Source organism: Algoriphagus sp. SE2, assembly GCF_039563885.1.
Taxonomy (GTDB): Bacteria; Bacteroidota; Bacteroidia; order Cytophagales; family Cyclobacteriaceae; genus Algoriphagus.
Map to the genome: position 1 here is coordinate 158174 of NZ_JBCLWJ010000008.1, position 23509 is coordinate 181682.

20 protein-coding genes are annotated in these 23509 nt (G+C 38.1%); 9 read left to right on the plus strand and 11 right to left on the minus strand.

What is annotated here, in order from left to right; genetic code table 11:
* From AAGF08_RS11690 to AAGF08_RS11705, 4 genes are read right to left on the minus strand one after another with little or no spacing between them, the layout of a single operon-like run.
* On the minus strand, positions 1 to 864 hold the full coding sequence (locus AAGF08_RS11690; protein WP_343511352.1) for a ChaN family lipoprotein: 864 nt from the start codon (positions 862 to 864) through the stop codon (positions 1 to 3).
* Positions 857 to 1222 (minus strand): dihydroneopterin aldolase, encoded by a 366-nt coding sequence (gene folB / locus AAGF08_RS11695; RefSeq protein WP_343511353.1) that lies wholly within the window; start codon positions 1220 to 1222, stop codon positions 857 to 859. Before folB ends, AAGF08_RS11690 begins: the two co-directional genes overlap by 8 nt.
* On the minus strand, positions 1222 to 2175 hold the full coding sequence (locus tag AAGF08_RS11700; protein WP_343511354.1) for a DivIVA domain-containing protein: 954 nt from the start codon (positions 2173 to 2175) through the stop codon (positions 1222 to 1224). The genes folB and AAGF08_RS11700 overlap by 1 nt, the downstream gene beginning before the upstream one ends.
* Positions 2176 to 2178: 3 nt before the next feature.
* Positions 2179 to 3093, minus strand: coding sequence for a WD40 repeat domain-containing protein (locus tag AAGF08_RS11705; protein ID WP_343511355.1), 915 nt, complete (start codon positions 3091 to 3093; stop codon positions 2179 to 2181).
* Between the two features lie 36 nt (positions 3094 to 3129).
* Between AAGF08_RS11705 and AAGF08_RS11710 the strand changes: the two genes are divergently transcribed.
* Both AAGF08_RS11710 and AAGF08_RS11715 read left to right on the plus strand, forming a co-directional pair.
* Entirely contained in the window at positions 3130 to 3759 is a 630-nt protein-coding gene (locus AAGF08_RS11710) for a 4'-phosphopantetheinyl transferase superfamily protein (RefSeq protein WP_343511356.1), read from the plus strand.
* 7 nt (positions 3760 to 3766) lie between these two features.
* A complete protein-coding gene (locus AAGF08_RS11715) occupies positions 3767 to 4348 on the plus strand; it encodes a thioredoxin-like domain-containing protein (protein WP_343511357.1) in 582 nt (193 codons plus the stop codon).
* Here the strand turns inward: AAGF08_RS11715 and AAGF08_RS11720 are convergent.
* The 3 genes from AAGF08_RS11720 to AAGF08_RS11730 form a co-directional block, all read right to left on the minus strand.
* On the minus strand, positions 4345 to 5187 hold the full coding sequence (locus tag AAGF08_RS11720; protein ID WP_343511358.1) for a transglutaminase-like domain-containing protein: 843 nt from the start codon (positions 5185 to 5187) through the stop codon (positions 4345 to 4347). The two genes, AAGF08_RS11715 and AAGF08_RS11720, sit on opposite strands and share 4 nt — an antisense overlap.
* 51 nt (positions 5188 to 5238) lie before the next feature.
* Entirely contained in the window at positions 5239 to 6867 is a 1629-nt protein-coding gene (locus tag AAGF08_RS11725; RefSeq protein ID WP_343511359.1) for an acyl-CoA carboxylase subunit beta, read from the minus strand.
* Between the two features lie 116 nt (positions 6868 to 6983).
* On the minus strand, positions 6984 to 7784 hold the full coding sequence (locus tag AAGF08_RS11730; RefSeq protein WP_343511360.1) for an N-acetylmuramoyl-L-alanine amidase: 801 nt from the start codon (positions 7782 to 7784) through the stop codon (positions 6984 to 6986).
* Between AAGF08_RS11730 and AAGF08_RS11735 the strand changes: the two genes are divergently transcribed.
* Positions 7783 to 10578 (plus strand): putative LPS assembly protein LptD, encoded by a 2796-nt coding sequence (locus AAGF08_RS11735; RefSeq protein ID WP_343511361.1) that lies wholly within the window; start codon positions 7783 to 7785, stop codon positions 10576 to 10578. The two genes, AAGF08_RS11730 and AAGF08_RS11735, sit on opposite strands and share 2 nt — an antisense overlap.
* 58 nt (positions 10579 to 10636) lie before the next feature.
* Here the strand turns inward: AAGF08_RS11735 and AAGF08_RS11740 are convergent, their stop codons facing one another.
* Entirely contained in the window at positions 10637 to 11851 is a 1215-nt protein-coding gene (locus AAGF08_RS11740) for an arginine deiminase family protein (protein ID WP_343511362.1), read from the minus strand.
* A 199-nt stretch (positions 11852 to 12050) separates the two neighbouring features.
* Between AAGF08_RS11740 and AAGF08_RS11745 the strand changes: the two genes are divergently transcribed.
* Positions 12051 to 12776 (plus strand): DUF4197 domain-containing protein, encoded by a 726-nt coding sequence (locus tag AAGF08_RS11745; RefSeq protein ID WP_343511363.1) that lies wholly within the window; start codon positions 12051 to 12053, stop codon positions 12774 to 12776.
* 72 nt (positions 12777 to 12848) lie between these two features.
* On the opposite strand, the gene AAGF08_RS11750 is transcribed toward AAGF08_RS11745, so the two are convergent.
* The 3 genes from AAGF08_RS11750 to AAGF08_RS11760 form a co-directional block, all read right to left on the minus strand.
* A complete protein-coding gene (locus AAGF08_RS11750; RefSeq protein ID WP_343511364.1) occupies positions 12849 to 14318 on the minus strand; it encodes an alkaline phosphatase D family protein in 1470 nt (489 codons plus the stop codon).
* 219 nt (positions 14319 to 14537) lie between these two features.
* The gene (gene lysS, locus AAGF08_RS11755) at positions 14538 to 16241 is read right to left on the minus strand and encodes a lysine--tRNA ligase (RefSeq protein WP_343511365.1); all 1704 of its coding nucleotides are present in this window, start codon (positions 16239 to 16241) and stop codon (positions 14538 to 14540) included.
* 90 nt (positions 16242 to 16331) lie between these two features.
* On the minus strand, positions 16332 to 17519 hold the full coding sequence (locus AAGF08_RS11760) for a proline dehydrogenase family protein (protein WP_343511366.1): 1188 nt from the start codon (positions 17517 to 17519) through the stop codon (positions 16332 to 16334).
* Positions 17520 to 18053: 534 nt separating this feature from the next.
* Here AAGF08_RS11760 and AAGF08_RS11765 point away from each other — a divergent pair.
* The 5 genes from AAGF08_RS11765 (at position 18054) to AAGF08_RS11785 (ending at position 23509) form a co-directional block, all read left to right on the plus strand.
* Complete coding sequence (locus tag AAGF08_RS11765) at positions 18054 to 19151, plus strand: chorismate mutase (RefSeq protein ID WP_343511367.1); 1098 nt, start codon at positions 18054 to 18056, stop codon at positions 19149 to 19151.
* An 86-nt stretch (positions 19152 to 19237) separates the two neighbouring features.
* The gene (aroB, locus tag AAGF08_RS11770; protein WP_343511368.1) at positions 19238 to 20281 is read left to right on the plus strand and encodes a 3-dehydroquinate synthase; all 1044 of its coding nucleotides are present in this window, start codon (positions 19238 to 19240) and stop codon (positions 20279 to 20281) included.
* A 10-nt stretch (positions 20282 to 20291) separates the two neighbouring features.
* Complete coding sequence (locus AAGF08_RS11775; protein ID WP_343511369.1) at positions 20292 to 21533, plus strand: 3-phosphoshikimate 1-carboxyvinyltransferase; 1242 nt, start codon at positions 20292 to 20294, stop codon at positions 21531 to 21533.
* A 3-nt stretch (positions 21534 to 21536) separates the two neighbouring features.
* Positions 21537 to 22361, plus strand: a complete 825-nt coding sequence (locus AAGF08_RS11780; protein ID WP_343511370.1) for a prephenate dehydratase — start codon at positions 21537 to 21539, stop codon at positions 22359 to 22361.
* Positions 22361 to 23509, plus strand: coding sequence for an aminotransferase class I/II-fold pyridoxal phosphate-dependent enzyme (locus AAGF08_RS11785; protein ID WP_343511371.1), 1149 nt, complete (start codon positions 22361 to 22363; stop codon positions 23507 to 23509). Before AAGF08_RS11780 ends, AAGF08_RS11785 begins: the two co-directional genes overlap by 1 nt.

Sequence of the window (23509 nt, forward strand, 5' to 3'; positions counted from 1 at the left end):
TTAGTAGGATTCGTGACTATCTGAGGGTAAAACTAAAATGATCTCTCCTGATTTTTTATAATCAGGATTTAAAGAATCCAATTGATCCTGAGTTACTGTATGGATATTTAGTATTTTGAGTTCAGGAAATCTCTTTTTCAAATACCATAATATTCCCTCGCCATCCTTAGAGTGATAAGAACCGTTGATATGTAAGATTTTTTTTCCTTCTGAAATAGTAGAGAAAAGGGATTCTGACATGGTTGCATCTTTTAAAGCTTGTGCCTGAACCATAAAATCGGTATTCATAGGTCCTCCATGCATCATGTCTTTCATGGCTACATAGCCAGGCATTGTCATATCAATCTCAAAAGGTAAAATAGCCATATATGTTTTTGCATCTGAACTTAGACTATCTAGAGAGACAATCCCTGACCTACTTACTAAGGATGCATATTTTCTTGGAACATTACTAGCAATGAATTTCAATTGATGATCTTTCGCAAATTCCATCAATGGACGATAATCAGTCTTATAATTATTCCAAAGTTTTGCCTCAGTCTCGAAATTTTTCTCGGTCATTTTGCCCGCAAACCACTCATCGATATTCAATTGATCATCTCGCTCAAAAAATTCTGCAGCCAAAACCAGCTCAGGATTGTTTTCTGCCATTTCTTTCAATAATTGCAGTTGAAGCCAATGAGCGAGACTATTATTATGCAATTCTCCAAAAAAAGTCACATCCGCTTTATTCGCCAACTTTACCACATCTTTGAAATCCAACTTCTTGCCTTTATTGGAAAAAAACTGGTATGCCTGCCCCTGACCATTAGAAGTCAAATAGGCTGATAATAAAATAAATGTCAGTAAAATTACTTTACGCATAATCTTCAGGGTATTGTATTTGAATTGCGGAAAATTTCACCAACCCTCCCAAGGAGGGATGATGCTTTTTTAGGGTAATCTTTATTTTTTTCACATCAGGGTAGACTTTCAAAATATCATCAATAATCAGATGGCCCAGATGTTCAAGTAATTTCACCTTCACATCCATCCGTTCTTTAATAAGTTTATAAATCCGAGTGTAATCCACTGTGGATTTTAGATTGTCCTTGAGCATAGCATCTTTGAAGTCCGTTTCAAGCTCTAAATCTAAAGTAAAACGGTTGCCCAGCACATTTTCCTCAGGATATGCTCCATGATAAGCATGGAATTCAATACCTTCAAGTGAAACTTTTCCCATTAGTCAAATTGATCAAAAAATGAACCTGATTGGTTTGATTTATCTTCTTTAGGCTTCGGCTTTTCTTCCTCTGAAGAGGAATTTTTAATTTCTGCTTTTTTCTCTTTCTCCACAGGCTTGGAATCTTCCATTGACTCCAATTCTTCTTTTATTGGCTGAGTCTCTTCTTCAGTTTCGGGTTCTTCCTCTACTTCCTTTTCAATTTCTATGTCAGGGGTGGAATCGTGAACTTCCAATTCCAATTCTTCTTCTATCACTTCCATTTCAGCCATTGGATCCGCCTTTTCAGGCTCAGGGACAAACTCTTCTTCTGGAGTAAGATTCTCGATATTTGCAAAGGTAAAGGCATTAGAACGGCTTAATTCATCAATTGCTCGTTGATAAGCTTTTGCATCAATTCTTGAAAAATGTGCATCTGAAAGATCAATCTGATTCAACATGTCTTGAGAAATCCTTCTTAAACTTTTTACCAACGCTTCTCTTTGATCTACCAATCCACCATATGATCGCACTAAGCCTTGCATACTTTCTCGAAGTTCGACAATGGTTTCCTTCGCTTTAGCTTCTGCTGCACTCAATATGACTGAAGCTTGTTGCTGAGCTTGCTCTTCAACTTTTTTAGCATATTCATTTGCCTTAGCAACAGTTTGTTCAACTTGAGAATTAGCTTCGGAAATAATCAAATCAGCTGCTTCATTGGCTTCTTCAATAATAGAAGCACCCGTATCTTCAGCTGTTTTCAATGTTCTGAAAAGGGAGTCTTCCACATCTTTTAACCGCTTCGCCTCCGCTTCAGTATTTTGAAGTTTGGATTTCAGTTCAATGTTTTCCTGGTGTAGTTTTTCTACCACCTGACTAACTTCTTCCAAAAATTGTGATACTTCCTTTTTCTCAAATCCTCTGAAGGCGGTTTCAAAAGATTGTTGCCTGATAGCTGCTGGTGTGATTTTCATGTGCTAGATTTCTTCTATTTGCCAAATGGATATTGTACGATCATCAGATACTGAAATAACTTGACCTGAATAGGTACTCCAAAGTACTTTATTTATGGATGTGCCGTGTCCGGCATTTCTTGCTTTGTCTATGACTTTCAAAAGTTTTTTCTCTGCTGCATCCCAAACCTTGATGGATTTATCCATGGAGCAGGTTACTAAATATTTTCCGTCTTCCTTGAAAGATAAATAATTAATGGCATACATATGTGCCACAATCGTTTCTTCCAATTTATAATTTGATGTGCTCCAGAATTTGAGTCTGGCATCTCTTGCTCCGCTAATTAAAGAGTCCTCATCTGGTGAATAGGATAAAGCAAAAACTGAATTTTCATGACTGGCTAAATTTGCAATCGGATGAAAGTCTTCTCTTAAGTCTAAAATTTTGATGGTATGGTCGCTCAAACCAAGAGCTAGGTGCTTCTTAGTTGGAGACAAAGTCATCACCCTAATACTTTTGAAACTTAGCTTAACCCTTTTCCTCACAGATTTTGTCGGAATATCAACAATCACGAGGATGCCATCCCCTGTTCCAATAAATACCTCTTTCCCAAAAATTTTAATGTCAAATATCGCTTGGTCAGTAAACTTCAAAGACCATATTTCTTTATTTACATTTAAATCTATCACATGAATCCCTTCATAATTATGGCCGATAAAAAGTAAATTCCTCTCTTTATCAACTTCCATGGCATAGACAGAATGTGGTAGTTTAGCAATTAATTTACCAAACTTGGGATCATCCAGATCCCACTCAACCACCATACCATCTCCAGCTCCGGTATAAAAAAATCTTGGGTCACTTCCTTCTGTTAAAGCATAGATGCAGTCATTATGCCCTGTAAGGGTTTGTAATTTATTAACTTGAATTTTTGACATATATTGGTCGGTGACTTGGTCAATCCCTAATCGCCTATGCAAACAAAAATAGAAAAAATTGATTCTTCATCAGCCTTAGCAATCAAGATAATTGAAATGCAGGAGGAAGAAGATCTAGAATTCTTGAGTTTTCGGGAAAAACTATCATATGCAAACATTTCACATCCAGAAAAACGAAAAGAATGGGCCACGGCAAGAATCGCTATCAAAGATACGCTAGAAGCCCTGCATGTTCCATATCCAGGTTTTTTCAAAGATGAGCATGGCAAATCCCAATCCATGAATGGAAACGGATTTGTTTCCTTATCGCATACTGAAGGATTGGCTGGGGCGATCTACCATCGCGAATTACCAGTGGGAATTGACATGGATTTTATTCGTGAAAAAATCCTGAGGATAGGATTTAGATTTTTGGATCCTTCCGAAATTGATTTCCTTGAAAAGGATCCGCTTCACTATACTTTGGCATGGTCTGCAAAAGAGTCTATCTTTAAATGTCAAGGAAGAAGGGGAGTGAGCTTTCGGGACAATATTCTCTTAGAACCTTTTTCCGTCAATTCACCTATTATCAAAGCTAAAATCAGAAATACTGATTTCTCAAATCACTACTATAAGGTTCAGGCTCGTGTTATTGACAAGACAGTATTGACCTATACAATTTGGTAATCTACATATGAAAAAAACATCGTTCTTATTTCTATTTTTTATTTTCTCGATGGGTTTATTCGCTCAGGCACAGGATATCGGTAGTCTTGTTTTGGAGGATGCCGTGACAGGGAAATCCTATACTGTTTCCAAAGAATTGAAAGGTAAAGCTCTAGTCTTGATTTTTCATAGCACAAACTGCCCTTTTGCAAAATTGTATGAAGAGCGGATTATCGATTTAAGATCAAGATTTCAAAATCAAGAAATTTCCTTTGCCTTAGTAAATCCTGATTTGGGTAGTGAAAACCAAAATTCTGACCTCATGCGGAGTCACGTCGATGAAACTGATTTAAATATGCCCTACTTAATGGATGTAAATCAGGATTGGGTCAAACTCTTTAAAATTACAAAAATACCGGAAGTTGTAATTTTGATCCCATCCGAGAATGGCATTCAAGTAGCCTTTAGAGGTGCTATTGATAACAATGCTCAAGCTGCAAATTCTGTAACTGAGAAATATCTAGAAAGAGCTCTCAATCAAGTGCTTAGAGGTGAAAAACCTAGTCCTGAACAAGTTCGGGCCGTGGGTTGTAATGTAAGAAGCTTCTAATCTTCCAGAATTGACATTAATTCCTTCACTTCTTCCACTTTCTCCAATTCCCCAAGCTTCTCAAAAGAATTAGAAAGATTTCTTAAGGTCCGCATCAGAATTTGTAAATAAGCACAGGGTTCAAAATATTCGTCCTTTGGCTCCAGTTTCAGATGTTCTAAATAGTTAAAAATATCCTGCTTACTGAAAATCAATCCTTTGTTGAAGGCATTGATGTAAAAAGTAAGGTCCCCCGATTTGTAAGTAAGAACGAATAAATTTGGAAGGTTAACCCCATAGATAGGTAAACCCAATTTCTTTCCAACCAATAAATAAATCGCACAGAGACTTAAAGGATTTCCTCTTCTCGAATCCAAAACGGCAGAAAGCATGCTATTGGCCGGCGAATGAAAGTTTTTGGTGTTTGCGGAAAACCTTAAGTTGTTGAAAAGAACATTATTAATGATCCTTACTTGATCGTAAGGCGGAAGGTCATTTTTAAAAGCTGTCCAAACCTCAAAATAAATTTGATGCATTTCTGCATTTAGTTTTTCGTATTCTAAATCTGGGTATTGATACGTATTTATTATCCAAAGCCCAGTAAGTAGATCCCGGTCTTCTGATTCTTTCCATTCAATTAATCTCTTTTTCAAGAGAGAAAACTGAAGATCATGAACCATTTCTTCAATTTCTTTTTGAATCTCCGGATTAAAACTCGTTTCCCATTTTTCTTCAAGAAAAGGAATGATTTCAGTTCCAAGGGAAATGATCTGCTCTCTCACATGGCTTCTCACCTCATAATCAGTGTCGTCCAAAAGTGAAACCAATGCATTTAGTTCTCCAGGAGTGAAAGTGTTCATACGCAAATTCTGTGAAAGGCCTTCTGTCGAAATAATTTACTAATAAAGTGCTTAAGTTTGAATAACTCCTGTGTTAAATCTTTCAGAAATAGGAGCATGATTTGCCGCTTCTATCCCCATACTGATCACTTTTCTAGTCTCTCTAGGATCTATTACTCCGTCTACCCAAAGTCTTGCTGCTGAATAATAAGGACTTAGCTCTTCGTTATATTTATTGGTAATCTCATCTAAAAGCTGCTTTTCATCTGCTTCTGTAATTTCCTTTCCTTTCTTTTTCAGAGATGCAACTTTAATCTGAAGTAAGGTTTTTGCCGCTGAAGCTCCAGACATGACCGCCATCTGGGCAGTTGGCCAAGAAAAAATCAATCGTGGATCATATGCTTTTCCACACATGGCATAATTTCCGGCTCCATAGGAATTACCCAATACAATGGTGAATTTCGGAACCACTGAATTGGCCATGGCATTCACCATTTTAGCTCCATCCTTGATAATTCCGCCATGCTCTGCTTTGCTCCCTACCATAAAACCACTAACATCCTGTAGGAATACCAAAGGAATTTTCCGTTGATTACAATTCATGATAAAACGGGCAGCTTTATCGGCTGAGTCAGAATAAATCACCCCTCCCATTTGCATTTCCCCACTGGCATTCTTTACTATTTTCCGCTGGTTTGCAACAATCCCCACAGCCCAACCATCAATCCTTGCTGTCGCACAAATCAGGGTTTTACCATAATCCTTTTTGTATTCCTCAATTTCTCCTTCATCCACTAATCCGGAAATTACCTCAAGCATATCGTAAGGTTTTACTCGTTGAATCGGGAAGGCATTTAAAAGTTCTTCACCAGATAGCTTTGGATTCTTAGGTTTTATCCTATCAAAACCAGCTTTATCGTTGGCGCCAATCTTGTCAAAAATAGTTCTAATAGCATCGAGACATTCCTTATCATTTTCATATTTATTGTCAGTTACTCCCGATATTTCACAGTGAGTAGTGGCACCTCCCAGCGTTTCATTGTCTACCGATTCACCTATTGCCGCTTTAACTAGATAAGACCCGGCAAGAAAAATCGACCCTGTTTTATCAACGATTAAAGCCTCATCAGACATGATCGGAAGATAAGCTCCTCCCGCAACGCAACTTCCCATAATAGCTGCAATTTGGACAATCCCCATGGCAGACATTTTTGCATTATTTCTGAATTGTCTTCCAAAGTGTTCTTTATCAGGAAAAATTTCATTTTGCATGGGAAGAAAAACTCCTGCACTATCCACCAGGTAAATGATTGGAATTCTGTTTTCCATTGCAATTTCCTGGGCTCTTAAATTCTTTTTGGCTGTCATCGGAAACCATGCTCCAGCCTTTACGGTAGCGTCATTTGCAACAATCATGACCATCCTGCCTTTGACATATCCGATTCCAGTCACAACTCCAGCTGAAGGACAACCTCCCTCCTCTTCGTACATCCCATCTGCAGCAAATGCTCCAATCTCTAAAAACTCAGAATCCTTATCGACCAAATAATTGATTCTTTCTCTAGCAGTAAGCTTACCTTTCTCATGCTCCTTCGCTATGCGTTTTGTCCCTCCACCAAGTTTTACCTGTTCAGTTTTGGTTTTCAATTCTTCCAATAAGGATTTAAAAGATTGGTATTCCATAGAGGTTTTTGAATTCATGTTTTATTTGGGTTTATCTATTCAAAACTCAATAATTGAATTAAGAGTTTTTTGAATATAAACAAAAGCCCTTTTCCGAGGAGAAAAAGGGCTAAATGATTGATGTCAAATTTTTATTAATTCGCTTCGATCTGCTCTTTATAATCTCGAATAGATCTGAAAATCGCTGAAGCCATATATTCCTGACCTTTTTGACTCATCAAAAATCTTTCCTCTTCAGTATTGGATAAGAAGCCTAATTCGATCAACACGGAAGGCATTGATGGAGTCCAAAGCACGTAAAATGGACCTTGCTTCACCCCTCTACTTTTTCTACCTACTCTATTTTTAAATTGGGTTTCTACATGATCTGCTAATGTCACTGAGTTTTCAAAATGAACTTTAGACATCAAGTTAAACATCATATAAGATTCAGGAGAGTTTGGTTCAAAACCTTCATAATTCTCTTTGTAATTATCCTCTAAAAGAATTACTGAGTTTTCTCTCTTTACAATATCAAAGTTAGCTTCAAAATGCTTCATCCCCATCACAAAAGTCTCCGTACCATACGCTGATCTACTGGGGGCTGAATTAGAGTGGATTGATACAAATAAATCCGCCTTATTATTATTGGCGATGATTGGCCTTTCTTTCAATTCTGGAAAACTATCATCTTTTCTAGTATAGATCACTTCCACATCTGGCAGATATTCCTCAATATATTTACCTACTAAAAGTGCCACGGCAAGATTAATATTCTTTTCTTTGGACCTAGAACCGAGGTTTCCAGGATCTTTTCCACCGTGACCTGCATCGATGACAATTTTCTTCATTCGAAACGCAGGCATCATAGATTCGTTAGATATGAATCCTCCAAAGACAAATGGTATTAGGATAATTAAAGAAGTAAGAATTTTTTTGCTTTTGGACCGTTCCATGAGGGCAATAGAATTAACTTTACACGAAATTTTACACAAATTAAATAAAGCGCAATCAACTGTGCAGGGATTTAGACTCCTTTTATTTTCAATATTCGGCTTACTGATCGCTCCTATTTGGGTAGCTGCTCAACAACCTACCAGGCAAACTGAAAGAAGGTTAATTGTGCCAGACACATTGGCTACACCCCTATCAGATACTTTGCCAGAAATAAATCCTCCTGCACTTAGAGATACTTTACCTTCTGATTCTGTGGCAAAAATTATGCCCAGTGGACCAATCACACAAGATATTACCTATTACGCTGAAGACAGTATCGTTTCTGATTTTACTGAAAACAAGGTTTATCTCTATAACAAAGCTTGGTTTGAATACGGGGAAATGAAATTAGAGGCTGACCTGATTGTAATCGACTGGAAAAACTCTATGCTCTATGCTTCTGGAGTTACTGATAGTTTGGGAAATGTAACAGGAAATCCATTTTTCAAAGACGGCCCAAACGTTTACGAAATCAGAAAAGAAATGCGGTACAATTTCGTCACGCAAAAAGCTATCATCAAAGATGTGGTCACTGAGCAGCAAGATGGGGTTTTGCGTGGTGAAACTATCAAAAAGACCGAGGATGGAAGTATCTATCTTAGCCATGGTTATTACACCACCTGTAAATTGACCGACCCACATTGGCACATTTCCTCTAATAAAATAAAATCTATTCAAGGAAAACAAGTGGTCTCAGGCCCATTCAATCTCTATTTCAATGGAATTCCAACGCCTTTGGGTTTGCCTTTTGGGATAATACCTGATACCCCTGAAGAAAAAGCTTCAGGAATAATTTTCCCTTCTTATGGTAGTGAGCAAGTAAGAGGTCTTTTCTTGAGAGATTTTGGCTACTACTTTGCCGTCAACGATTACATTCATGCACGATTTACAGGAGATATATATTCTAAAGGAGGATGGGGTGCAAAATCGCAGGCTATCTACAAAAAACGCTATCGGTATGGGGGAAGCTTCAATATTGACTTCCAAAAATTTGTGTCTCCTGAAACTGAATTAAATCCGGTCAATTATAACACATTTAGAGTTCAATGGAGCCACACTCCTGAATCAAGAGGAAACAGTAGATTTTCGGCTTCAGTCAATGCAGGGAGTACCAGTTATTTCAACAACGTAATCAGTCAGAATAATTTCCAGAATAACGTGACTTCTGAATTCACTTCAAATGTTGCCTATTCAAAAACTTTTTCGGGAACACCTTTTTCTATGTCAGCGAATATGAGGCATTCTCAAAGTGTCACCACAGGAGAAGTTAGGGTGGATTTACCTACCATTGCTGTGAATATGAATCGGCAAAATCCATTTAGAAATTTAAAATTTGAGCCTCTAAAAACACTAAACATTGCCTGGAATTTCAATTTGCAAAATTCAATAACGAATCGGGTGGATCAATCATTCGGAGTCCCAACTGATCTGAACACAGGAAATGAGGAAACTCAGTACATCCCTTTTAATCTTGCAAATGCAAGCTTACTACTGGATAATGCTAGTAATGGCGCTAGAAATACCATCCCCATCTCTTCCAACTTTACCTTATTCAAATACTTCACTGGTACCGCTTCCTTTAATTATCAGGAACTTTGGTATTTAAATAGAATCAATTATTACTACAATCCATCTGAGGAGCGAGTAGATAAAATATTGGAGGATGGCTTCAACAGAATCAGTACTTATAGCTCATCCTTTGCCTTAAACACCAATATTTATGGTTTTTTTAATTTTAAAGGAAATGGAAAAGTCCAAACAATAAGGCAACATATTCAACCTTCATTTGGATTCAGCTTCAGACCGGATTTCTCTGACCCCAGATATGGTTATTATCAAGAAGTTCAGGTAAATGAAGAAGGTGATACCAGACTTCTCTCCAGACATCAAGGTTTCATTTTTGGAGGAGCTGCAATAGGTGAATCAAGAGCTTTGACCTTTAACCTTCGGAATGTATTAGAAGCCAAAATCAAAACCGAATCAGACACAGCTGAAGCTACCACCAAGAAAATTCCATTGCTGGAAACTTTAAACCTGAGTACGAGCTATAATTTTGCCGCTGATTCATTCAATCTCGCTCCCTTTAGCATCAGTGCCAGAACCAGCTTTTTTGATAGAAAACTTTCTGTCAACATGAGTACCACATTAGACCCTTATGCTACTCGGACTTTTTTGAATAGTAACGGACAAGAATCTATTCGTAGAATCAATGAATTTACGTGGAATAATGGGCAGGGAATCGGTACGATAAGAAATGCTTCCTTAAATATGAACATGTCATTGAATCCAGGAGGGAATAAATCACCTGGTGAGGTGAGAGACGAAGTCACCTCCAATTTCATGGAGCAGGGAGGAGTTTTAAATGAGTTTGTAGAGAGTGAAATCAACCGGATTGTATCTGACCCGAGCCAATACATAGACTGGAATATCCCCTGGAGTGTACGGATAGGATATAATTTAAGCTATAGCAAGCAACCCACTGGTACAACAAATGTAACGCAAGCGATGAATCTTAGTGGGGACTTTTCCCTTTCCGAAAAATGGAAAATTAATTTTAACACCGGTATTGATTTACAGGCACAAAAGATTACCCAATCCATGATCGGAATAGCCAGGGATCTGCATTGTTGGCAAATGAATGTCAACTGGATTCCTTTTGGAAGATTCACCTCTTATAACATCGATATCCGAGTCAAGTCAAGTATTCTTCAAGATCTTAAAGTATCCAGAAGAAGATCTTTCTTTGATAGATAAGCATTAGATGAAATTCAAATAGACTGGTTATTCAAACCACAAATCCACATTTCCTTTTTTAAATCCGGGACCGACTCAGCGGCATAGTCATGCATCTTGGACCTCCTAGGCCTCTTGATAATTCAGAAGAAGGAATTTCCAGAACATCCACTCCCAACTCCCGCAATGCCCTGTTGGTGTGGATATTTCTATTATAAGAAATCACTCGTCGAGGTCCGATTGCAAAAACATTGGCTCCATCAAACCACTGTTCTCTGAGAGAATAATCAGGATTGCCGTCAGCAGTATGAAGTATTTCCAAATGTGGAATTTCTCTTTCTAAAACTGTCAAAAGAGATTCCTTCAACACCTCCCTTTTTATACTTACTTTATCATCTTTGATTTCTTTTAAGGTATAAAGTGAGGTTTGCAAAACAGAATTTAAGGCATCTGGATAAGTTAATACCAGATTTTCATCCAAGATGGTAAAGACCGTATCCAAGTGCATGTAGTTCCGCTTATTAGGGAGGTGAACTTCATAAACCCGCTCCACAGAACCTTCTGCCAGCATAGCTTTTGCAGCATGATAAATGGCTTTTTCATCTGTTCTCTCGGAGTTACCTATTGCTACTGCTTTTCCTGACAAGACAATAATATCACCGCCTTCAATACTCGGTGGATTATCATGACCCACGATTGGATAGAGTCGGTTTACATTGTCTTTAAACTCTAAGTGATTTTCAAATATGGTTCTCAATAAATCAGCTTCTCTTTGCCTACCGTCCATCTTCATACTAGAGAAAATAACGCCACCAGGCGTCAAAGCCATTGGATCTCTTTGAAAATATAAATTAGGACAAGGAGAAATGGCAAAGGCAGATTCCATCAATTCTCCCACTTTTAATTTGGGGATTTTCCTTCTTAGTTCATGAATCTTCAGTCCTCCGGTCAAAATGGAAGCACATTCTGCAGTAGAATATCTTTCTAAAATATCTTCAGCCAGATGGACCAAACCAGATTTTTTTAAGGAATCCTTCATAAGCTTTAAAAGAATCTCTTGATCATATAAAACCCGAATCAATAATTCCCGCAATTGATAAACATGTGCTCCTGTTGATTCCTTGATCAAATTGGAAAAAGCATCATGTTCCTTTTGCAAAGCCTCTAAATAAGGAACATCCTCAAAAAGCAAAAGCTCTTTATTGTAGGGAGTAAGCCTATCTATTTCTTTTCCAGGCCTGTGCATCAACACGGCTTTAAGAGTTCCAAATTCCGAGTTTATCCTAAGATTCATTTTATTATATTTTTTGCACTGGATGAATTGTTAAATTAAAATTTGATCAATAATTAACCTATCTATTTGTCATTTTTATAAAAAATGAATTCCACCCTTATTGAACTGCCACAACCTAATTTATAGCAAATCATTGATATCTTATCTGATTCGATTCCGTTAATTCTTTTATATCCAACATTTCAACTAAAATATCCCAATGCAAATTTCAAAAAGCGTCGATCTAACGCAGCTGTACCGAATTCTTCTATTTTTTGTTTTGTCTTTGACCTCAACATCCCTTTTGGCTCAAAATATCTTCAAACCAAGTAATGAGCAACTCAATGCCGGTTTAAAGGAGGCTTTGGCATTAGCCACAGAAATCAGTGCTGATCGACTGCACCAGAAGGATGGCTATTTGAATAACCTGGATGTAAAAATCCTCTTTCCACCAGAAGCAAAAAATATTGAAAATACGTTGAGATCCTTGGGTTTGGGTTCTATGGTGGATCAGGTGATAGTAAGTGTAAACCGGGCAGCAGAGGATGCTGCGATTCAAGCAAAGCCAATTTTTGAATCGGCAATCAAAGAAATGAGTATTCAAGATGTGAAAACAATTTTGACAGGAGAAAAAGATGCTGCCACCCAGTATTTCGCGAAATCTACTTCAGATAGTTTGGCTGTGAAATTTGAACCTATTATTGATCAAAGCCTAAAAAAAGTAGATGCAACTAACTACTGGGAGGATGTGACAACCCGCTATAACAAAGTCCCCTTTGTAAAAAAAGTAAATACCGACCTGACCGGATATGTCACCAAAAAAGCAATTGACGGACTCTTTATAGAAATTGCAAAGGAAGAATTAAAAATCAGGGAAAATATCAATGCCAGAAAATCAGAATTATTGAAACAGGTATTTGGATCAGTTGATAAGGCCAAAGAATAGCTTGATTTTCTTATTAAATATGTGAATAAAAACATTCAGCGTACCAATAGAACTGTGATCCGAAGCACGCTTTTATCCTTTCACTCTAAAAAATGTTTCATGAACTGCTTTACCCATCACATCATGATGTGTAAAACGGATGATGGGTTCATCTTCTACCCTTTCCACCTTTACACTTAAAAAGCCTCCTTTTAGTCTCAGAAACTGATGCTCTGGTCGCACATCATCAGCATTCCAACCCTGAGAATGGAAGTCACTAATCGGACCTGAGCAAAATTCCATCAGACCTGTTTTTAAATCTTTTGATACATATTGCCAGTGTCGATCTCCGTTAATGACAAATAAATTTGGAATACCTGAGAGGTAAGATCTGAGTTTCTCGCCTTCAAATTCATAGGCTTTATTAGCGTGGTTATCCGATTTGGAATCTCTATCTGGGCCGACGATCGGAGTTGCAGTGATCAGAATCTTGAAGTTGGCGTTAGATGCTTCAACAGATTCTTGAAACCAGTCCATTTGTTCCTGACCCCAAATGGTTTTTTCTGGGCCATCTGGTTCTTCATTGGGGGTTCGGAATTCTCTCCCCTCAACCATCCAAATCTGTAAGTCTTTTCCCCAGCGCAGAGTTCGATAGGGTTTTCCGGGAAGAGGGACATTTTGATACCAAAGTGAGACGCCATCTTCAAAAGTCAGATCTCCATATGCACTAGAGGAAGGATTGGAATCGTCTTTCAGTAGGTCATGGTCATCTTTCATCATGTAAACAGGAACTGTTTTAAACAAGTCCTTCAAACTTGGCCAAGCATCCATAGCATGCCATTTATGACACGCCTGTTCAAGGTTCTTTGCCAGTGGTCCCGGTTTATCATAATAGACGTAATCCCCGGTTTGAATGAAAAAATCAGGTTTCATTGAGGTCATACTATCATAAGAATGAAATCCTCTTTTTTCTTCATCAAAACTCCAGAAGTATTGACAAGTGGATGTAGTAAACAAAAGCGGAGCAGGATTTTCCGGATCGGGGGATGTTTTGAAACTCCCTCTATTTAATAGTGTTGGAGCGTTTTCTTCAGACTTTACCAAAAGTTCCACTTCATAGTTGCTCGCTGAGGCTAGACCATCAAATGGAATTTTAACTGTGAAATCATTTTCTTCCAAGGCCTCAACCCAGCTGGATAAATACTCCTCACTAGCCCCTATTAATTTTACCTGAACAAAACCTTTGGCACCAACTACTCCACCGTCCATTTCGGAAACTGGCATGCTTTCATCAAAGTTAATAGGATGCCGAAAAACTTCTTCCCTCCGCTCATGACGAATGGGATTGGGTGATTCCTGGCCGCAGACCCGTGTCCAGACCATAACTGAATTAGCACTAACTTCCATAAACTTGAAGCCAGTGGTTAAAAACACTGATTTCTCAGCTGAGCTCTCTTCAGACTTACCAGCCCATGCCGGTAAAGAAAACTTTCCAAAAAGAGAAATGGACAAGGCGCCGAAACCGATTTTCTTAAAGAATTTTCTGCGAAGGCTTTGCTTCATGAATAATGTTTTGGGTTAATTAAATATAAGGATATATTAAATTTTTTGAGTTTTATTAAAATCCCAACACTGGAAAATTCTTTTTCTCTCTTCAGGCCTTTGCGTTAAAAAATTCAATAAATAAAAACCTGTAAGAAGAGGAAGTTCTTTAGTATCTAAAATAAAACCCATAAAAAAAACCGGACCTCACGGCCCGGTTCAATATTTTTTAGCGAGTTTTTAAAGCGGATGCACCGTCAATAGATCTCCATCTTTCTGAACTCTAGCCAATTCCTTTTTACTTAGTCCTTTCATCGCCATATCCCATTTTTTATTACTCAGACCCGCTTGCTCTTTCAGCTTAGCCAAGTCAATCGGATGCTCTTTTTTCAATAAATCCAAAACCAGTTTTTCTTCCTCTGTCAATTCCACTGCCTTTTTCTCAGGTCTCATCTGAGGAAAGAATAGCACTTCCTGAATAGTAGTTTTATTGGTTAAAAGCATGGTCAATCGATCGATTCCGATTCCTAAGCCGGAAGTAGGTGGCATGCCGTATTCCAGGGATCTCAAGAAATCCTCATCCATTGCCATGGCCTCATCATCGCCTCTAGCAGCTAATTTCAATTGTTCTTCAAATCGCTCCCGCTGATCAATCGGATCATTTAATTCAGTATAGGCATTGGCGATTTCTTTGCCATTTACAAACAGTTCAAATCGCTCCACTAAACCAGGCTCCGTTCTATGCTTTTTCGCCAAAGGCGTCATTTCAATTGGGTAGTCTGTGATATAAGTAGGCTGAATCAAATTGGCTTCAACTTTTTCACCAAAAATCTCATCAATCAATTTACCCTTACCCATGGAATCATCAACAGCAATTCCCATGTCAGCACAAACTTTGCGAAGAGCTGTTTCATCCATCTTGCTCACATCGATCCCAGCATATTCCTTGATGGAATCATACATCGTCAACCTTCTATACGGTCCAGCAAAATCGATCTCATTCTCCCCTACTTTTACTTTCGTTTTTCCGTGGATGGATTCAGTTACTTGTTCCAAAAGCTCTTCAACCATCTCCATCATCCAGATGTAGTCTTTGTATGCAACATAGATTTCCATGGAAGTGAATTCTGGATTGTGAGTTCGGTCCATTCCTTCATTTCGGAACATCTTGCCAAATTCATATACTCCATCAAACCCACCAACAATCAATCTTTTCAGATATAACTCATTCGCAATTCGTAAGAAAAGCGGCATATCCAAGGTATTGTGATGCGTATTGAATGGACGAGCTGCTGCTCCACCGTGTACCGCTTGAAGAATAGGCGTTTCCACTTCCAGCCAACCATGATCGTCAAAATATCGACGCATCTGAGAAATTATTTTGGATCGGGTGATAAAGGTTTTTTTCACCTCAGGATTCACTGTCAGGTCAACATATCGCTGACGATATCTTAGTTCAGGATCTGTAAATCCATCGTGGACATTTCCATCTTCATCTCTTTTCACAACAGGAAGCGGCTTCACTGATTTTGAAAGCAAAGTCAACTCAGTGACATGAAGTGAAATTTCACCAGTTTGAGTTGTAAAAATATAGCCCTTTACCCCAATGAAATCACCTATTCCTAAAAGCTTTTTAAAGACCGTATTATAAAGCGTCTTATCCTCTCCAGGACAGATATCATCTCTACGAACATAAATCTGTAATCTTCCAGTAGCATCTTGGATTTCGGCAAAAGAGGCAGAACCCATGATTCTTCTACTCATCAATCGACCTGCAATGGAAATGCCTTTGTAGTCGTTTTTTCTGTTTTCGTAGTTTCTATGAATATCTTCTGCTGTGACATTAATCGGAAAAGCCTCAGCTGGGTAAGGATTAATTCCTAATCGAATCAATTCTTCCCTGTCTTTTCTTCTCTCTATTTCCTGTTCGTTCAAAAGCTGCATTTCTTTGTTATTATTCGGAGACTTAATCGGTTCTTATTCTATTTTAAAATTCAATTGGTTAGCAATCCGCCACTGCCCACTGCAAACTGCCTACTGTTTACTATTCTTCCTCCTCTTCATTTCCCTCTTTATTAATTCAAATTCCCGACTGCTTTGACCAGCAATACTGGAGTTTTCAGCAGCACGTCTTGTTAAATAGGGCATCACTTTTTCCACAGGTCCATAAGGAACGTATTTCACTACCCGATATCCTGCATTTGCGAGATTAAATGAAATATTGTCACTCATCCCGTAAAGCTGTGCGAAAAAGACGTTATCAGATTTAGGATTCACTTCATATTTATTCATCAAATCAACCACTAACAAATTACTGTTTTCATTATGAGACCCGCTCATCAGAAATACACTACCGTGATTTTTAATACAAAATTCAACTCCCAAATTATAATCTCTATCAGTAGCCTCCTTGCTCGGTTGGATGGGGCTTTGATAACCAAGTTTTTCAGCTCTCTCTGCTTCTTTTTCCATATAAGCCCCGCGAACCAATTTAGCTCCCAGTAAATAACCTTTCTCAGTAGCTTGATCTTTGGCCTTTTTTAATCGACCCAACATATCGTGACGATACATTTGATAGGTATTATAGACCACGCAGCGATCTTGGTTATACTTTTCCATTGCCTCATATACCAAATCATCAACTGCATCCTGAAACCAAGATTCTTCCGCATCAATCAATATCTTCAAGTTGAGGCTATATGCGGTTTTACAAAGCAAATCAACTCGTGCTTTTGTTTTCTCGTAAGCCTTTAGCTCTTCAGGAATCAATTTTTCTCCTGCCTGAATTTTGATCAGATTATGATAATCCCCTAATCCTGTGACTTTAATAACCCCAAAAGGCATATAGTCGGTTTTGGAAGATTCGATCATCGTCTGTCGAATCTCCTCAGTAGTTCTCTCGAAGCTTTCTTCATCCCCTTTTCCTTCCACAGAATAGTCAAGAATTGCTTCAATCCCATACTGAGCCAATTTTTCACAGGCTTTGATACTTTCCTTTATGGTTTCGCCCCCACAAAAATGACCAAACATGGTCTGCTTCATGATCCATTTGATGGGAAACTTAAGTTTTAAAGCAACATGTGTTAGGGCAATTCCAATATCAGAAAGCGTCTTATTGTTCAATAAAGAAAAGACCAGATGCATCTTTCTCAACTCTGCATCTGATTTTGAAGCGAAAGCAACTTCTAAATTCTCGAATGAAATCGTCTGTTTTGTGGGCATATCCTAAATAGAAGGTGCAAAGATATTAAAAAACTGCTTTAACATGGGTTTTGTTACCAATAATGAAAAGTGAAATAATAGGAAATTTCAGATGTCAACAATGAAGTAAAATAGCCCGCTTCGATACAGATTTAATTAAGAATTGACATCTAGAATTCTAAAACGCTAAGAATTCAGAAAAAATATCTAGATTTTTTTAGAAGAATTTTAAAAAGGAATTTAAATTCAATTCAGAATAATATTCCGAAACTAGCTGCAGAAAAGTTAAAATAAAGGTATTTCAGAAAGTTTATTCCATTTAATATGGATTACAAATGTTATAGGCTAAAATTTAATTTTGTTTTTAAAATCACCTAGCTTACATTTGGCACATGTTATTGACAGCAGCGATATATTTTACATTCTTTTACTTTTACTTTCGAAGCCAAAATCGAATCGGTGCCGTCTATTGTCTAGCCAAAAAATAATAAAACATAAACTACACAAAGAGCCCGATTCGAAAGAGTCGGGTTTTTTCATTTAATGCTTAGCCGTATGAAATCGCACAAACAAATCAAAGACTGGGGACTGGGTTTAACAGGACCAACCATTATCGCAGGACCATGCTCTGCAGAATCTCCTGAGCAGATCGAAAAGATCTGTTTAGAAATGAAAGAAGAAAATGTGATTCCCTCCATGTTCCGTGCGGGAATTTGGAAACCAAGAACAAGACCGGGAAGCTTCGAAGGCATTGGTGAGGAAGGACTAAAGTGGATGGAAATCGTTCGTCATCATTTGAATATCCCAATTACTGTTGAGGTTGGAAATGCAGCTCATGCAGAAATTGCACTTAGAAACAAGGTAGATGTAGTTTGGATTGGAGCAAGAACCACTGTAAACCCTTTCGCAGTTCAAGAAATTGCTGAAGCTTTAAAAGGAACAGATATTCCAGTTATGGTCAAAAATCCAATGAACCCAGATCTTGATCTTTGGATGGGTGCTATGGAAAGGATGCATGCAGTTGGACTAACCAAACTTGCAGCAATCCACAGAGGTTTCTCGGATGCTTACGACAAGAGATTCCGTAATAAGCCAAACTGGTCTATGCCAATTCACCTGAAGCGTGTTTGGACTGGAATGGAAGTAATCAATGACCCAAGTCATATCGTAGGCAAAAGAGATGGGATCTTAGAAATTGCTCAACGAGCGATCAATTTCGGTTTGGACGGATTGATGATTGAAACTCACCACGATCCGGACAATGCATGGTCTGATGCAAAGCAACAAGTGACTCCAAAAAGATTGAAAGAAATCTTAAATGCAATCGACTTTAAAAAACCACTTGAAAACGAAAAGCCTTCTGAGAAATTAAATGATTTAAGGAGAGCGGTTGACCATTTGGATGATCAATTATTGGACATCCTTCAGGAAAGATTCGCTGTTATCGATCAGATAGGATCTCATAAAAGAGAGCATCACCTCACCGTTTTTCAGTCTGACAGATGGAAAGAAGTAATGGAAAGCAGAACCCAAAAGGGAGTGCAACGCAACTTGAGTGAAAAGTTTATGAAGGAGTTACTTTATTCTATTCATGAAGAATCAGTAAAACGTCAGGAAAAGCAACTTCGAGAATCAGAAGCTGTAAAGAAGTAAAACAAAGGCTAAGCATTTAATGGTTTTGGGAGGTAGGGTTACCTCTCAAAACCTTTTGCCTACCTTTCCTATCCAATTATATTCCAGTGGACTCCGTTATTTTCTCAAACTCTATCGCTTCAGACTTGGAAAAAGTGCTAGCCAGCATTTCTTTTTCCAAACTTTTCGTCTTAACTGACCAGAATACTGAAAAGCATTGCTTACCCAAACTAAAAAAAATCTTTCCCTCGGGGACCTCTTTCAAATCAGTTGCTCCCGGTGAAAAAAATAAAAATCTTAGCACCTGCTCAGAAATATGGTCTGCAATGACCGCTGCCTCTTTAGATAGAAAATCACTTTTTATCAATATTGGAGGAGGTGTAATTGGAGATATGGGTGGATTTTGCGCCAGTATTTACAAAAGAGGAATTCGTTTTATCAATATTCCTACTACCCTTCTTTCGCAGGTAGATGCCAGTGTTGGAGGTAAGTTAGGAGTTGATTTTGAAGGCTTGAAGAATCATTTAGGGACTTTCAATGAGCCTGAGACAGTGATGATTTCAACTGAATTTTTGGAATCTTTACCTCATGAAGAATTGAGATCCGGTTATGCTGAAATTATCAAACATGGTCTAATTCGGGATAAGGCTTATTTCGAAAATCTAAAAATTGAACACTGGGAAAATCAAGCCTGGATGGAACTGATCAGGCATTCCGTCGGAATTAAGAAAGAAGTCGTTTTAGCCGATCCGAAAGAAGCCGGTCTTCGAAAAATATTGAATTTTGGCCATACCATCGGTCATGCTTTTGAATCTCATTTTTTAGATGGTCCAAAACATCTTCTACATGGTGAAGCTATTGCAATCGGAATGATCTGTGAGGCGTTCCTTTCGCATAAAAAATTAAGTCTAGGTTCAGAAGAATTGAATGTTATCATTACGTCTTTCCTTTCTATTTATGGAAAGTTCGATTTTTTAGAATCAGATTTGGAGCCAATCATAAATCTTTGTCTCCAAGACAAAAAGAATGAAGGAGCTGTTCTAATGTTCTCATTGCTAAATAAAATCGGAGATTGTACTTACAATATTCCTGTAAGCCGAAGTGAAATTAAAGAAGCAATCCATTACTATAAAAACTTAAAACTGTCTTAAACTTATTCCTGTGAGTACCGATACCAAAACTGTTTTACAGTTAAACCAGAAAAGTGAATTCAAAACCAAGACAATTCCGCTTCCTTCTTCTAAGAGCGAATCAAATCGGGTTTTGGTCATAGATGCTTTAACTGAGGGGAAAAATAAAATTACTAATCTAGCAGAGGCAAGAGATACTCAGACCATGATTCATCTGCTTAAGAAAAATCCTCCAGTTTTTGATGTGCTTGATGCGGGCACCACCATGAGGTTCCTCACAGCTTACAGCGTGATTACGAATCAAAATAAGGTCATGACAGGAACGCCAAGGATGTGTGAAAGACCTATTGGGATTTTGGTTGACGCCTTAAGAAGTATTGGTGCGGAAATCCATTATTTAGGAGTTGAAGGTTACCCCCCATTAGCCATTCACGGACTTTCGAATCAAACTTCAGACAAGGTGAAAATCAGGGGAGATGTTTCTTCCCAGTATATTTCTGCCATGCTTATGATCGCACCTATTTTGCCAATGGGCTTGGAAATAGAATTGGAAGGTAAAGTAGGCTCCAGAACGTACATTGAGATGACACTTGAACTGATGGCTCAGTTTGGGATCCAGTATAATTGGACAGGTAATAAAATAGCTATAGCACATCAAGCCTATCAACCTACAACTTTTGCTGTAGAGAGCGATTGGTCTGGAGCGAGTTATTGGTTTAGTTTATTAGCCTGCGCTGATTCAGGAACATTCTTTTTGGAAGGCTTAAAAGAAAACAGCTTACAGGGAGATTCAAAGGTGGTAGAAATCATGGATCACCTTGGAGTTAAGAGCACTTTTAAGGAAGGTGGGGTTTTACTTCAAAAACAAGAAGTAAAAGGTCTTAAGACATGGGATTTCACACACTGCCCGGATTTAGCTCAAACCATCGCTGTCACCTGCGCCATTTTGGGTCAAGATGCAATTTTCACAGGCCTTGAAAGTTTAAAAATCAAAGAGACAGATCGAATTCTAGCCTTGCAGCAAGAACTGGCAAAGTTCAATGCTGACTTGAAAGAAATTAAACATGAGACATATCAGGTAATTCCATCTGTGACCATGCCCTCAGTAGTAGAAATAAATACGTACGACGATCATAGAATGGGAATGGCATTTATGCCTTTGCTCACAAAGACTAAAGTCCTGATAGAAGATCCGGCAGTCGTAAATAAGTCTTATCCGAGTTTCTGGAAGCATTGTGAGATATTAGAAATCGAAATGGAAACAAAATCCTAGGTTATGCGAATTTTAAATATTGCTATTCAGGGAGTTCCAGGCTCGTTTCATCATCAAGTTGCTTTAGCCCAATTCGGAGAAAATACTGAAATTCTTTCCTTCAATACATTTGAGCCAGTTGCTAAGTCAGTAGCAACGGGAGAAGCAGATTATGCAGTTATGGCGATAGAGAACTCCATCGCAGGTGCAATCTTCCCTAATTATGAACTTTTAGATCGCTACGAATTAACAATTCGGGATGAAGTCTATTTACCAATAGCGCATCAATTGATGGCTCTTCCAGGACAAAAAATTGAGGAAATAAAAGAAGTCAGATCTCATCCTATGGCTTTGCTTCAATGCAAAACTTTTTTTGCAGAGCATCCAGAAATTGAATTAAAAGACGATATTGATACCGCTTCCGTGGCTAAGCAAATAGCCTCAGAGAACTGGAAAGGAATCGGTGCAATTGCCTCCAAAATTGCAGCTGAGATTTATGGATTAGAAATATTAGCAAAAGATATTCAAACCATAAAAAACAATTTCACTCGATTTATCATCTTACAAAAACAAAAGGAGCAGCAGGATTTCACTCCGAATAAAGCCTCTATTAAAGTGACTTTGAAAAATGAAAAAGGAATCTTAGCGAAGCTTCTTACCTTGATGAGTGATAAGGGGTTGGATTTAAGCAAAATACAGTCAGTACCTGTAATTCAAAAACCCTGGGAATATTCATTCTTTATAGATACCGTATTTGAAAAGCACGAAGTATTCAAGCAAACAATGCAAGAAATCCAAGATAAATTTGGAGAGGTTAAAATATTCGGGGAATACTTAAGCAGAAAATAATGAAAGGATTTTCAGAGAAAATCGAAACAGTTCAGGAATACTATTTTTCTGCAAAACTCAGGGAAGTCAATCAAATGATCGCAGATGGTAAACCTGTTATCAATTTGGGTATCGGTAGTCCCGATCTTGCTCCGGATAAAAGAGTAATTGAAGCGCTTAAAAATACCGCCGAAAATCCACAAGCACATGGCTATCAAAGTTATCAAGGGATACCCGAATTACGAATCGCCATTGCAGAGTTTTACAAAAGGGAATATGGGGTTTCACTTCAGCCTGATAAGGAAATACTCCCTTTGATGGGTTCAAAGGAGGGTATTATGCATCTAAGCATGACTTTTCTAAATTCGGGAGATGAAGTATTAATACCAAACCCCGGTTATCCAACTTATGCTTCGGTCACCAATCTTCTTGGTGCAAAGCCTGTATTCTATACGATTGATCTTTCAAAGAAAGGTAGGCCTGATTTAGAATCTTTAGAAGAAAGTGATCTTAGCAAAGTGAAGTTGATGTGGGTCAACTTTCCTCATATGCCAACTGGGGCCACTGGGTCCGAACAAATCCTTCAAGAACTGGTGGCCTTTGCAAAAAAGTATGAGATCGTTTTGCTCTCAGACAATCCATACAGCCATATCTTGACTAAAACTCCAATGAGTATTTTAGCAATTCCTGGTGCCAATGAAGTTGCTATGGAATTGAATTCATTGAGTAAAACATTCAATATGCCAGGATGGAGAATTGGAATGCTAGCAGGCAGAGCCGATTGGTTACAAAAGGTTTTGAAAGTAAAAAGCAATATGGATTCAGGAATGTTTTTAGGGCTTCAAAAGGGTGCGATTGCTGCTTTAAACCTCGGTAAAACCTGGTTTGAAGATTTAGATGAACTTTATCAAAACCGAAGAAAATTAGTTTGGAAGCTTGCAGACAAATTAGGTCTTTCTTATTCTCAGGAATCTGCAGGCCTATTTGTTTGGTGCAAAGTACCTGAAGGAAAAACAGCTGAGGAGATAGTTGACTACTTATTGTATGAAAAAAATATTTTTGTGACTCCTGGAAAAATCTTTGGCTCTGAAGGGGAAGACCAGATCAGGATTTCTCTTTGTATGCCGGAGTTCAAAATTTTAGAAGCTATTAATCGAATTAAACCATAA

Coding starts and splice junctions, on each gene's coding strand:
- AAGF08_RS11690 (WP_343511352.1), bottom strand. CDS start 864: ATGCGTAAAGTAATTTTACTGACATTTATTTTATTATCAGCCTATTTG.
- folB (WP_343511353.1), bottom strand. CDS start 1,222: ATGGGAAAAGTTTCACTTGAAGGTATTGAATTCCATGCTTATCATGGA.
- AAGF08_RS11700 (WP_343511354.1), bottom strand. CDS start 2,175: ATGAAAATCACACCAGCAGCTATCAGGCAACAATCTTTTGAAACCGCC.
- AAGF08_RS11705 (WP_343511355.1), bottom strand. CDS start 3,093: ATGTCAAAAATTCAAGTTAATAAATTACAAACCCTTACAGGGCATAAT.
- AAGF08_RS11710 (WP_343511356.1), top strand. CDS start 3,130: ATGCAAACAAAAATAGAAAAAATTGATTCTTCATCAGCCTTAGCAATC.
- AAGF08_RS11715 (WP_343511357.1), top strand. CDS start 3,767: ATGAAAAAAACATCGTTCTTATTTCTATTTTTTATTTTCTCGATGGGT.
- AAGF08_RS11720 (WP_343511358.1), bottom strand. CDS start 5,187: ATGAACACTTTCACTCCTGGAGAACTAAATGCATTGGTTTCACTTTTG.
- AAGF08_RS11725 (WP_343511359.1), bottom strand. CDS start 6,867: ATGAATTCAAAAACCTCTATGGAATACCAATCTTTTAAATCCTTATTG.
- AAGF08_RS11735 (WP_343511361.1), top strand. CDS start 7,783: ATGAGGGCAATAGAATTAACTTTACACGAAATTTTACACAAATTAAAT.
- AAGF08_RS11730 (WP_343511360.1), bottom strand. CDS start 7,784: ATGGAACGGTCCAAAAGCAAAAAAATTCTTACTTCTTTAATTATCCTA.
- AAGF08_RS11740 (WP_343511362.1), bottom strand. CDS start 11,851: ATGAATCTTAGGATAAACTCGGAATTTGGAACTCTTAAAGCCGTGTTG.
- AAGF08_RS11745 (WP_343511363.1), top strand. CDS start 12,051: ATGCAAATTTCAAAAAGCGTCGATCTAACGCAGCTGTACCGAATTCTT.
- AAGF08_RS11750 (WP_343511364.1), bottom strand. CDS start 14,318: ATGAAGCAAAGCCTTCGCAGAAAATTCTTTAAGAAAATCGGTTTCGGC.
- lysS (WP_343511365.1), bottom strand. CDS start 16,241: ATGCAGCTTTTGAACGAACAGGAAATAGAGAGAAGAAAAGACAGGGAA.
- AAGF08_RS11760 (WP_343511366.1), bottom strand. CDS start 17,519: ATGCCCACAAAACAGACGATTTCATTCGAGAATTTAGAAGTTGCTTTC.
- AAGF08_RS11765 (WP_343511367.1), top strand. CDS start 18,054: ATGAAATCGCACAAACAAATCAAAGACTGGGGACTGGGTTTAACAGGA.
- AAGF08_RS11780 (WP_343511370.1), top strand. CDS start 21,537: ATGCGAATTTTAAATATTGCTATTCAGGGAGTTCCAGGCTCGTTTCAT.
- AAGF08_RS11785 (WP_343511371.1), top strand. CDS start 22,361: ATGAAAGGATTTTCAGAGAAAATCGAAACAGTTCAGGAATACTATTTT.